Annotated in this window: 12 protein-coding genes; 4 read left to right on the top strand and 8 right to left on the bottom strand. The window is 61.9% G+C overall.

Going from position 1 to position 11486, the window contains the following annotated elements; translation table 11 throughout:
• The first annotated feature begins 1 nt into the window (after position 1).
• Entirely contained in the window at positions 2–841 is an 840-nt protein-coding gene (locus AA309_RS04070; RefSeq protein WP_047187707.1) for an ABC transporter permease, read from the top strand.
• 93 nt (positions 842–934) lie between these two features.
• Here AA309_RS04070 and AA309_RS04065 read toward each other — a convergent pair whose 3' ends face one another.
• Genes AA309_RS04065 through AA309_RS04040 form a run of 6 tightly spaced genes read right to left on the bottom strand, consistent with a single transcriptional unit; the run spans position 935 to position 7240 of the window.
• Positions 935–2002: a dipeptidase gene (locus AA309_RS04065; protein ID WP_047187706.1), complete on the bottom strand. Its 1068-nt coding sequence runs from the start codon at positions 2000–2002 to the stop codon at positions 935–937.
• A gap of 35 nt (positions 2003–2037) precedes the next feature.
• A complete protein-coding gene (locus AA309_RS04060; protein ID WP_150117378.1) occupies positions 2038–2814 on the bottom strand; it encodes an ABC transporter ATP-binding protein in 777 nt (258 codons plus the stop codon).
• 2 nt (positions 2815–2816) lie between these two features.
• Positions 2817–3650 (bottom strand): ABC transporter ATP-binding protein, encoded by an 834-nt coding sequence (locus AA309_RS04055; RefSeq protein ID WP_047187748.1) that lies wholly within the window; start codon positions 3648–3650, stop codon positions 2817–2819.
• Positions 3650–4582: an ABC transporter permease gene (locus AA309_RS04050; RefSeq protein WP_047187704.1), complete on the bottom strand. Its 933-nt coding sequence runs from the start codon at positions 4580–4582 to the stop codon at positions 3650–3652. Before AA309_RS04050 ends, AA309_RS04055 begins: the two co-directional genes overlap by 1 nt.
• A complete protein-coding gene (locus tag AA309_RS04045; protein ID WP_084730840.1) occupies positions 4582–5637 on the bottom strand; it encodes an ABC transporter permease in 1056 nt (351 codons plus the stop codon). The genes AA309_RS04050 and AA309_RS04045 overlap by 1 nt, the downstream gene beginning before the upstream one ends.
• Before the next feature lie 7 nt (positions 5638–5644).
• Positions 5645–7240: an ABC transporter substrate-binding protein gene (locus AA309_RS04040; RefSeq protein ID WP_047187703.1), complete on the bottom strand. Its 1596-nt coding sequence runs from the start codon at positions 7238–7240 to the stop codon at positions 5645–5647.
• Between the two features lie 240 nt (positions 7241–7480).
• On the opposite strand from AA309_RS04040, the gene argH reads away from it, so the two are divergent.
• Positions 7481–8845 (top strand): argininosuccinate lyase, encoded by a 1365-nt coding sequence (gene argH, locus AA309_RS04035; protein ID WP_047187746.1) that lies wholly within the window; start codon positions 7481–7483, stop codon positions 8843–8845.
• Positions 8846–8851: 6 nt separating this feature from the next.
• Here argH and AA309_RS04030 read toward each other — a convergent pair whose 3' ends face one another.
• Entirely contained in the window at positions 8852–9652 is an 801-nt protein-coding gene (locus tag AA309_RS04030; RefSeq protein WP_047187702.1) for a class I SAM-dependent methyltransferase, read from the bottom strand.
• A gap of 248 nt (positions 9653–9900) precedes the next feature.
• Between AA309_RS04030 and AA309_RS04025 the strand changes: the two genes are divergently transcribed.
• Positions 9901–10335: an Hsp20 family protein gene (locus AA309_RS04025; protein WP_047187701.1), complete on the top strand. Its 435-nt coding sequence runs from the start codon at positions 9901–9903 to the stop codon at positions 10333–10335.
• Positions 10336–10361: 26 nt separating this feature from the next.
• Positions 10362–10628 carry a BQ00720 family protein gene (locus AA309_RS04020; RefSeq protein WP_047187745.1) on the top strand — a complete coding sequence of 89 codons (267 nt, stop codon included), beginning with the start codon at positions 10362–10364 and terminating at the stop codon, positions 10626–10628.
• Positions 10629–10649: 21 nt separating this feature from the next.
• Here the strand turns inward: AA309_RS04020 and AA309_RS04015 are convergent, their stop codons facing one another.
• A complete protein-coding gene (locus AA309_RS04015) occupies positions 10650–11411 on the bottom strand; it encodes an alpha/beta hydrolase (RefSeq protein ID WP_047187700.1) in 762 nt (253 codons plus the stop codon).
• Between the last annotated feature and the right edge of the window lie 75 nt (positions 11412–11486).

Below are 11486 nucleotides of genomic sequence, written 5' to 3'. Positions count from 1 at the left end.
TATGAACCATCCGCCCCTCGCCTGGAAGCTCTACATCGCGGCGTTCTACATCTTCCTGTTCTCGCCGCTTCTCGTCGTTGCGATCTTCGCCTTCAACGCAAGCCCATTCCCGTCCCCGCCGTGGAAGGGCTTTACGCTCGACTGGTTCATCGGTTCAGGCAGCACCTTCGGCAAACCCGGTGTGCTGGTCGATCCGATCTGGCTTGATACGATCGCGAACAGCTTCAAGGTAGCGGTGCCCGTGGCACTGCTTGCCGTGATGATCGGCACCGTGAATGCCTGGGTGCTGGAGCGTGCGGAGTTCCCGGGCAAGACCTTTCTGTCGATGATGATGCTCTGGCCCCTCGTCATTCCCGGCGTGGTGCTCGGCATCTCGATCCTCGCCTTCTTCTCGCGCGTGGCGAACGGCCTGGAGGATTGGCTTCAAACGGATCTCGATTTCCTGCGCCCCGGATTGCCTCTCGTGGTGCTGGGCCAGTTGTCGTTCATCCTGACGATTTCCACGCTCATCATCGCAGCGCGCCTGCGCAAGTTCGATCGTTCGTTGGAAGAGGCGGCTTTCGACCTTGGTGCCAGCCGTGCGCGCGTGCTGCGCACGGTCACGCTGCCTTTTCTGAGTCCTGCGCTGATCGGCGCGGGACTCGTGTCGCTGCTCATGTCGTTTGAGAACTTCAACACGACCCTGATGCTCGTTGGCTCCGAGCCGCCGCTGCCGATCACGATGTACGGTCAGATGCGCGAGGGCGCGACGCCCGCGATCAATGCTGTCAGCCTGTTGCTGATGCTGGGCGTCGGCGGCATCGTCAGTGTCTTCGCGCTCACCTCGAAGGCGGAGCGCTAAGGCCCTCTTTCGCTCAGTCCTCATCCCGAGAAGCAGACGCAGTCACTGGCGCGCTTCCTCAAGATGAGGATGGAGATTGAATAAAAAGTGGAATCACCGCCCCCAGGTGCGCTCCAGAACGCTGATCCAGTTCTCGTAGCAGAGCTTGCGCAATGTCGCTTCGTCATAGCCGTGCTGGCGCATGGCCCCGACGAGGCGGGGCAGGCCGCGCACGTCGCCGATCTCGGCAGGGATCGTGGCACCGTCGAAGTCGGAGCCGAGGCCGACGCCATCCACGCCCACATGCTCGATCAGATGATCCATGTGGCGGATCATCTCCTCCAGTGGCGTGTCGTCGCTGCGCTGGCCGTCGGGGCGGATGAACGAAGTGGCGAAATTCACGCCCACCATGCCGCGGCTCTCGCGGATGGCGGCGAGCTGCTCGTCCGTCAAGTTGCGCGAATGCGGGCATACCGCATGGGCGTTCGAGTGCGTGGCGACGAGGGGCGCGTCCGAGAGCTTGGCGACGTCCCAGAAGCCCTTCTCGTTGAGATGCGAGAGATCGACCATGATTTTCAGGCGATTGCACGCCTTCACCAGCTCGCGCCCGCGCTCGGTGAGGCCGGGACCGGTATCCGGTGTCGAGGGATAGCGGAACGGTACGCCGTGACCGAAGATGTTCGGGCGGCTCCAGACCGGGCCGATGGAGCGCAGGCCGCTCTCGTAGAGAACGTCAAGCATGTAGAGATCGGGATCAATGCCCTCGGCACCTTCGATGTGCAGGATCGCAGCGAGCTTGCCGTGGTCCAGGCAGTCGCGGATGTCGGCAGCCGAGCGGCAGATCTTCACCTCGCCCTTGGAAGCACGCTCGATGCGAATGAGGATCGAGGCCATGTGCACCGTCACCTGCTGGCTGGGTGCGTGGTCCAGCGCAGGCGGCAGCAGCACGTCGTATTCCCTATGGGTCATGAGCGCATCGACATCGATGCCCATGTCCTGGGAGGGCACGTAAACCGCGAAGAACCCACCGAAGAAGCCGCCCTGCCTCATGCGGGGCAGGTCGAGATGGCCGATATTGTCACCTTCGAGGAACGCCTTCTCCGGTTGGATCTTCCCGCGCATGAGACGAAGGAGAACGTCATTGTGACCATCGAAGACAGGCATCAGGGGAGAGCGTGACATGATTTTCTTTGCCAATTCAATGAGACAGGAATTCTCTAGCCGGCGATAGCGGTCGCTTGCGAGGGTTTACGCGTGAAGCCCTGACTCGCCTGGATCAGGGATTGGGTATATTCGTTCGACGCTTTACCGGAGCGCAATGCTTCGGCCGTCGTTTCCTCGACCGCCTCGCCATGGCGCATGACGAGCAGGCGCTCGCAGAGATGCGCCACCACCGCGAGATCGTGGCTCACCAGGATATAGGTCAGCTCCATCTTGCGGCGCAGATCGTCCAGAAGGTTCAGGATCTCCGCCTGCACAGAGGCATCGAGCGCGGAGGTTGGCTCATCGAGCAGCAGAACCTTCGGGCGCAGGATGAGGGCCCGGGCAATAGCGATGCGCTGGCGCTGCCCGCCGGAGAGCTGATGCGGATAGCGGAAGCGGAAGGAGGGGCCGAGGCCCACTTCCTTGAGTGCCTGGAGGATGCGCGCTTCCGCATCCTTCTCACCGTGAATGGCGAGCGGTTCGGAGAGCGTGCGGTCTACGGTGTGGCGCGGGTGGAGCGAGGCATAGGGGTCCTGAAAGACCATCTGCACCGTGCGATAGAAGGTCTTGTCGCGCGGCGTGGTGACTTGCCTACCGTCGACGAGTACACGTCCGCCGGTGATCGGCGCAAGACCGCAGATGGCGCGCAGCACCGTAGACTTGCCGGATCCGGACTCACCGACGAGACCGTAGGCCTCGCCTCGCTTGACGGTGAAGCTCACGTCCTTGACCGCATCGACCCGGAGACGGCCCGTGCCGAAAACGACGTTGAGGTTCTGAATATCGAGCATGATCAGAGCGCCCAGGAAGGATCGCGGTTCAAAGTCGGGAGCGGGTGAACGTCATTCGCCAATGTCGGCAGGCAACGCATCAGGCCTTGCGTGTAAGGGTGCTTCGCCTCACGCAGGTTCTTGGCTTCCAGCTCCTCCACCACGCGGCCCGCATACATCACGAGCACACGGTCACAGAAGGACGAGACGAGCTTCAGGTCGTGCGAGATGAAGATGAGCCCCATGCCGCGCTCCGAGACGAGCTCGTCGAGGATGCGCAGAACCTCCATCGACACCGTCACGTCGAGCGCCGAGGTCGGCTCATCAGCGATAAGCAGGTCGGGGTCGGTGACAAGCATCATGGCGATCATCGCGCGCTGACCCATCCCGCCCGAGACCTCGTGCGGGTAGAGCGAGAAGACGCGTTGCGGATCGCGCATTTTCACCGCTTCCAGCATGGCAAGAGCCTTGTCGCGCGCCTCCGCACGGCCTGTCTTGGCATGCGCCTGATAGGCCTCGATGATCTGCTCGCCGATGGTCATGACCGGATTCAGCGAATACTTCGGGTCCTGCATGACCATGCTGATGCGCCCGCCGCGCATCTCGCGCAAAGTGCGCTTGGAGGCAGTCTGCAGATCGATCCCGTCGAAGGCCAGGCGCTTGGCCGTGACCTCGCCGGGAGGAGGCGTGAGGCCGAGGATGGCGCGGCCCGTCTGCGACTTGCCCGATCCGGACTCGCCGACGATGCCGAGCCGCTCGCGGCCAAGCTGGAACGACACGCCGCGCACCGCCTCGATGGTGCCTGTGCGCAGGTGAAAACGGACGCGGAGGTCTTCGACTTCGAGAAGCGGCTTCATCATTTCGCAGCCTTCGGATCGAGCACGTCACGCAAGCCATCACCCAGCAGGTTGAAGCCGAGGCTCACCACGAAGATCGCAAGGCCAGGCATGGCGGCGACCCACCATTGATCGATGAGATAGTTGCGACCGGTAGCGACCATCGCGCCCCATTCCGGCGACGGCGGTTGCGCGCCAAGTCCCAAGAAGCCGAGGCCCGCCGCCGTCAGGATGATTCCGGCCATGTCGAGCGTCACGCGCACGATCAGCGAGGAGATGCAGAGCGGCACCACGTGGCCGAAGATGATGCGCGGCGTCGAAGCACCCTGGAGCTTCACGGCCGCGATGAAGTCGCTGTTGCGGATCATCAGAGTCTCGGCGCGCGCGATACGTGCATAGGGTGGCCAGGAGGTGATCGCAATGGCGATGACGGCGTTCTCGATGCCGGGGCCCAGCGCCGCCACGAAGGCCAGGGCCAGGACGAGGCGCGGGAAGGCGAGGAAGATGTCGGTGATACGCATCAGCACCGTATCAACCCAACCACCGAGATAACCGGAGACGGTGCCGACCAGCAGGCCGATGGGCGTTGCAATGATCGACACCAGCACGATCACGAAAAGCGTGATGCGCGAGCCATAGATAATGCGCGAGAAGATATCCCGCGCCTGATCGTCCGTGCCGAGCCAGAAGGTCTCGCTTGGCGGCAGGAGACGCTGCGTACGCAGATCCCCGCCGATCACAGGCGAATAGGGCGCAATAAAATCAGCGAAGAGTGCAACGAAGAGCAGCAGTACCACGATGCCGAGGCCCAGCACGGCAAGTGGATTCTTGGTGAACGAGCGCCAGCCGAGATAGCCGCGGCCAAGACGCGCCTGCCAGCGGGAGTTCGGTTCGGCGGAGAGGAGCCAAGCCCGCAGGCCGGAAGGTTGAGGAAGGGGAGGGGCGCCAGCCATCAGCGGGTCCTCGGATCGAGCAGACGATAGAGCAGGTCGGACACGAGATTGAGCAGCACGAACACGGTGCCGATCACGAGTGTTCCGCCCAGCACCGCATTCATGTCGGCATTCTGCAGGGAGTTGGTGATGTATTGGCCAAGCCCCGGCCATGCGAACACGGTCTCGGTAAGAACCGAGCCTTCGAGCAGGTTCGCGTAGGACAGCGCGATCACGGTGACGAGCGGCACGGCGGCATTGCGCAGGGCGTGGCGCCAGATCACGCGCATTTCGGATAGGCCCTTCACGCGCGCTGCAATCACATATTCCTGCGCCAGCTCGTTGAGCATGAAGGAGCGTGTCATGCGGCTGATATAGGCAAGCGAGAAATATCCGAGGAGACATGCGGGCAGGATGATGTGCGAGACAGCATCCCAGAACGCATCCCATTGGCCTTGCATGGCGGTGTCGAGCAGCACGATGTTCGTGACCGGCGTGTAGAGATAGGAATAGGTTACGTCGATCCGTCCCGGTCCGGGGACCCAGCCGAGCTTGGCATAGAACAGCAGCAGGCTCATGAGGCCGAGCCAGAAGATCGGAATGGAATAGCCGGCGAGCCCGATGAAGCGCACGAACTGATCGATCAGGCTGCCGCGCTTCACGGCGGCGAGAACGCCGAGCGGAATGCCGATGAGCGTGCCGATGAGGGTGCCAAGCGTCGCCAGCTCGAAAGTCGCCGGAAAAGTATTGGCGATATCCGTCATCACCGGATTGGTGGTGAGAACCGAATTACCAAAATCGCCGGTGACGGCCTTCCTCAGATAAATCCAGAATTGCTGAATGAGCGGAAGATCGAGACCGAGCTCCTGCCGAACGCGCGCATAAACCGCGGGAGGGGCGCGATCGCCAACGATGGCGAGAACCGGGTCGATGGGAACGATACGGCCGATGAAGAAGGTGACGGCAACAAGACCGAGAAGGGTCGTCGCCAACACAAAAACAAACTGAGCGGTCTTTGTAAGGTAGAAGCGGAGGGCATCGTGCCCTCCGCCTCCGTTCGCGATTGATGATGCCATCGAAAGATTAGTTCTTCTTGGCCTGTGCCACGCTGTTGGTGTCGAAGGACGGTCCCATCACGAAACCGTCGACGTTCTTGCGTTCTGCAGCCACTTCGATCTTCTGCAGGAAGATCACGAAAGGACCGTCGTCGAGAACCGCCTTCTGCAGTTCCTCATACATCTGGGCGCGCTTCTCGGCATCGCGCTCCATCACGGCGGCGCGGGTCTTGGCGGTCAGCGGGCCCGGATCCCAGGCATTGCGCCATGCAAGCGGCTTGGCCTTGGCGTTGTCCGAGTTGTCGTCGTTCGCAGCGAAAGTATCGGCATTGGAGTTCGGGTCCTGATAATCGGAACCCCATTCGCCGATATAGATGTCATGCTGACGGGCGCGATACTTGGTGAGGGTCTGCTTGTTGTCGCCGGGGATGAGCTCCAGCTTCACGCCAGCCTGAGCGAAGGTCGACTGAATCGCCTGCGCGATGCCCGTGGTCTCGGGCCTGGAGGTCGTGTCCATCGTGACGCTGAAGCCGTCCTTCAGGCCCGCCTGGGCCAGGAGATCCTTCGCCTTGGCGACGTCGAGCTTGTAGGGATTGTCGTTGATTGCGCCGAGATAGCCCTTGGGCAGGAAGGCCTGATGGACCTCGCCCTTGTACTTCATGATGGTGTCGGCGATGGCCGCATAATCGACGAGATACTTCAGGGCCTTGCGCACCTCGGGCTTGGCGAGGTTCGGGTTCTTCTGGTTGAGGCCGAGGTACCAGACCGTTCCCTTGGGTGCGGAATCGACCTTGATGTCCGGGTTCTTGGATACGGCGGCGATCTCTTCCGGGTTCAGGTTGCGGGCGATGTCCACGTCACCCTTCTCGAGCAGCAGGCGCTGGGTCGCCGTCTCCTTGATGTGGCGGTAGATCACGCGTGCGAGCGGCGCCTTCTTCTCGTAGTTCGGGTTACGCTCCAGGACGACGACTTCGTTCGCCTTCCAGTCGCGGATCGAGAACGGACCGGAGCCGGCATAATGCGTCTTGAGCCAGTTGTAGCCCAGATCGCCGTCCTTCTCGTTCTGCATCGTCAGTTTCTTGTCAACGATGGAGGCAACGGTCGAGGTCAGGCAGTAGAGGACGAAAGTCGGCGCGTAGGCCTTATCCGTCTCCATGGTGAACTCGTAAGGACCGGTCTGCTTGATCTTGTCCTTGACGTTGTTCTTGTCGAAGCCGAACTGGCCGAGGATGAAGGCCGGCGACTTGTCAAGGATCACGGCACGCTGCAGCGAGAACACCACGTCCTCGGCAGTGAGCGGATTGCCCGAGGCGAATTTCTTGTTCTGGCGGATCTTGAAGGTGTAGGTCTTGCCATCGTCGGAGACGGTCCAGGACTCGGCCACCTCACCGTAGATCTTCGAGACGTCCTTGATGTCGTAGTTGATCAGGCGCTCGTAGGTGTTGCCTGCGATTTCCGACGAACTGAACTCGAAGATTTCAGCCGGGTCGAGCGAGATGATGTCGTCGATCTGCCAGGCATGGACCAGAGTGTCCGGCGGGGTTGCCGCCTGCACGGCGGAGAAGGAGGTCGCCATCGTGGCAACCAAGGCTGCGGATAGGAAAAATTTCGGAAGTCGCTTCATTGGCCATTCCCTTACAGCGCTGGAGCGCTTGTTGTTGCGCCAACATGAATGCAAATCACACAAAAGCTGTCGAGTCTAGCAACTGGTTTTAAACTGGCAAACATTGCGCAATGTGCTTAATGCACGTGCATCATCGTTGCGGCTTTGCCTTGGCGCGTGACATATGGCAAAGGCTTGCAGAGCTTAAATCCTGGGTGAAACACAGTGTCCGAAGAAGCCAAGAAGTCCGGTGCCAACACCATGTGGGGTGGGCGGTTCTCGTCCTCGCCGAGCGCGCTCATGGAAGCGATCAACGCTTCCATCGACTTCGACAAGCGCCTGTATGCGCAGGACGTCCAGGGCTCCATTGCCCACAGCGCCATGCTGGCGAAGCAAGGCATCATCGCCGAGAGCGACCGGGATGCAATCCATCAGGGGTTGCAGCGGGTGCTCGGTGAAATTGAGTCAGGCAACTTCACCTTCTCGACGGCGCTTGAAGACATCCATATGAACGTGGAGAGCAGGCTTCGCGAGATCATCGGCGATCCGGCGGCGCGCCTCCACACGGCCCGCAGCCGCAACGACCAGGTGGCTACCGATACGCGCCTCTGGGTGCGCGAGGCCCATGACCGGGCCGAGGAGCAGCTCACCAACCTGATCAAGGCGCTGCTCGACAAGGCGGAGGCGCATGCCGCTACCGTGATGCCGGGCTTTACCCATCTGCAGAGTGCCCAACCGGTGACCTTCGGTCATCACCTCATGGCCTATGTGGAAATGTTCGGCCGCGACCGCAGCCGGTTCCGCGACTCCCGCAAGCGCCTGAACGAATGCCCGCTGGGTGCAGGCGCGCTTGCCGGCACGTCCTTCCCCATCGACAGGCATATGACGGCGAAGGCGCTGGGATTCGACGGCCCGACCCGCAATTCGCTCGACACCGTGTCCGACCGTGACAGCCTGCTGGAATTCATGGCCGCCGCCTCGATCTGCGCCATGCACCTGTCGCGGCTTGCGGAAGAGACCATCATCTGGATGTCGGCTCCCTTCGGCTTCGTAAAGCTCCCCGACCGCTGGACCACCGGTTCCAGCATGATGCCGCAGAAGCGCAATCCTGATGCGGCGGAGCTCGTGCGCGGCAAGACCGGCCGCGTGATCGGCTCGCTCGTTTCGCTGCTCACCGTCATGAAAGGCCTGCCGCTCGCCTATGCGAAGGACATGCAGGAGGATAAGGAGCCGCTCTTCGATGCCGCCGACACGCTCGAGATCGTGCTCGCCGCCACCACTGGTATGATCCAGGATCTGGAGCCCGTGCCGGAACGGATGGCGGCGGTTGCCGGAGCCGGATTCTCCACGGCCACCGACCTCGCCGACTGGCTCGTGCGCAGCCTCAACATTCCCTTCCGCGATGCCCACCATGTCACGGGCCGCATCGTTTCCGAGGCTGAAAAGCGCGGTTGCAGCTTCGAAGAGCTGCCGCTCGAGGTGATGCAGGCTGTCGAGCCGAAGATCCACAAGGGCATCTATGACGTGCTGGGTGTCGAGAACTCCGTCCGCTCCCGCACGAGCTTTGGCGGCACCTCGCCGGTTCGCGTGGCCGAGCAGGTCGCTTGGTGGCGTAGCCAGGTCTGAGACCAGCTAGCGTTTGCGGCCCCTCACGGCCCAGGCGCGGGCTGTGAGGTGAATGCTGCTATCCGGTTGCGGGGGAAGGATTTCACGCAGCCTCTCCCGCAGCGCCAGGCGATGCTCTTCGGTGAGCGACATGCAATAGGCCGGCGCCGGCGACTGGCCTCCGAGGAAGGGGGTCCAGTAATCGTCGAAGTCGCGGAAGATGGTGGGCACGTCGATGGCGCGGACCTCGACATGGTCTAACCTCACCTTTTCCAGAAGCTGGTGGAGCGGCTCCGGCTGGCAGAACGCTGCATGCCAATTTTCCTGCAGATCACGGGCATGCGGGTTCAGATCCGCCGCCGCGTCCCAGAACCGGCGCATCATCTCCATGCCGCCGGTATAGTCCCAGACATAAAGCGCCACCTCGCCGCCGGAGCGCGTGATGCGTGCCATCTCCGCGGCGGTGCGCCCTTTATCCGGCACGAAATTCAACATGAGGCCGGAGACAACTCGGTCGAACGCGGAATCTGTGAAAGGCAGGCTCTGCGCGTCAGCCTGCTGCAGTTCGACACTATGATCTCCCAACCGCTGGCGAGCGAATTCCAAAAAGCCCTCGGAAGCATCGATCCCGGTAAGGTGTTTGGGAGCGCATCGTACGGCAATCGCCTCCATCAGAGCGCCGGTGCCGCAGCCCACATCGAGCCAGTCGAGACCAGACGGGGCATTCAGCCAAACGAGGAATTCCCGGGCCACCAATCGGCTCCAGCGTCCAACGTAAGATTCGTAGAGGCCGCCGCTGGCCCAGCGGGGCCGCATAGTTTTGGTCATGCCGTCGCTCCTGTCGGACGGTAGCCTTGATCATAAGCGAGAATAGGCAGCCGAATGGCGTATCTTGCGGGGTAGGGCAGGAGGCCGTTTACCCTTCTGGCGTTCCCTTCCGAGGGGGCTTGGCAGGGGGTCTTGATCGGTCTGAGAACCATATCCATATTGCTGACAGCGGCCTTAATCAGGCTGCGTGAGTGCCGCATGAGCGGGCTCACACTCAACCGAAGTGCCTCTAACCTTGGGCTTCGAACATGTCGCGTCAGTCGCCGTTTGGGCATCCGTTTCTGTTGGGCTTCGACGAGATCGAGCAGGCGCTCGACCGGGTCGCGAAAGCAGCCGGAGATGGCTACCCTCCCTATAATATCGAGCGTTTGCCCCGCACCGAGCGCGCTCCCGAGCGTCTGCGCATCACCCTGGCTGTCGCTGGATTTACCCAGGATCAGCTGGAAGTGACCCTGGAAGAGAACCAACTCGTCATCCGGGGACGTCAGTCCGACGACAAGACCAGGCACTTCCTTCATCGCGGCATCGCCGCCCGTCAATTTCAGCGCACCTTCCTCCTTGTTGACGGCATGGAGGTTCTGGGTGCCGATCTGTCCAACGGCCTGTTGTCGATCGATCTGGTCCGGCCCGAGCCGGAGCGGATCGTCCGCAAGATCAACATCATCGCCTCGGACAAGGTGTGACGGCATTCCGCATCAAGGAGATGGCCATGAACCACGACACCAACAATCATGCCGGTCGGCCTTTGGATGTGGCTGAGCTGGCTAATCTGGGCCTCGGCGAGATGGCCTATGTGAAACCGCTGCGTTCCGACGATGTGGCGCGGCTCTTCCCGCAGGCTCCGAAGCTGCAGCCTGGGATGAACCTCTTCGCCCTTCTGTCCGCCAGCGGCGAGCCCATCGTGCTGACCGATACCCGCGATGCAGCGGTTGCCAATGCCTGGGCGCATGATCTGACCACGGTGAGCCTGCATTAAGGCTCACCTCGCCTTCAGCGTTTAGGCAATCGCCTCGATCGCACCGATCAGCCGTTCCAGATCCTCGTCCCGCGACAGGCGGTGATCCCCATCCTTGATAAGGGTCAGCGAGACACTGTCGCCTGGCAGGTGCTCCATGAGTTCGAGTGCGTGGTTCCACGGCACGTCCGGGTCTTCCATGCCTTGCAGGATGTGGACCGGGCAGCCGGTCTGGATCGGCTTGTCGAGAAGAAGGTGGTGACGTCCGTCCTCGATCAGCTTCCTGGTGATTGGATAGGGATCTTCCGAATAGGCCGAGGGGCGATAATAGACGCCGGTCTCCGCGACCGCCCGCCGGATGTCCTCGGGAAAGCGGCCCCACATCAGCTTTTCCGTCATGTCGGTGGCAGGTGCGATGAGAACGATGCCCGCCGGTGCGAGGGCGGGACGCTTTTCCAGCAGATGACGCGCTGCGAGGAGGGAAATCCATCCTCCCATCGAGGAGCCTACCAGAATGGGGCGCTCCTTGAGGAACTGTCCCATGACAGCGAGCGCCTCCTCCAGCCACCGGGAGATGGTGCCCTGTTCGAAGTCGCCCCCGGATTCGCCATGGCCGCTGTAGTCGAAGCGCAAGCACGCGCGACCTTTCCGTTCGGCCCAGGAATCGATGGCTGTTGCCTTGGTCGCCCGCATGTCGGACTTGAAGCCGCCGATCCAGACCGCCGGAGGGCCCTTGCCCTCCCGATGGAGCACGGCAATCCGGCGCTCATCGGCGCCTTCTCCGACTGTGACGCTTTGCTGCATGGTTAACCTGTCCTCAACTGCTTTGAAGCAAGGGTTCATAACGATTCTGTCATCCTATTCGAGAAGGCTCTTACA

The organism is Microvirga vignae, from assembly GCF_001017175.1.
Classification (GTDB): Bacteria; Pseudomonadota; Alphaproteobacteria; order Rhizobiales; family Beijerinckiaceae; genus Microvirga; species Microvirga vignae.
Note: the sequence above shows the minus strand (reverse complement) of the source record. Positions and strands in the feature narration are given on the sequence as shown.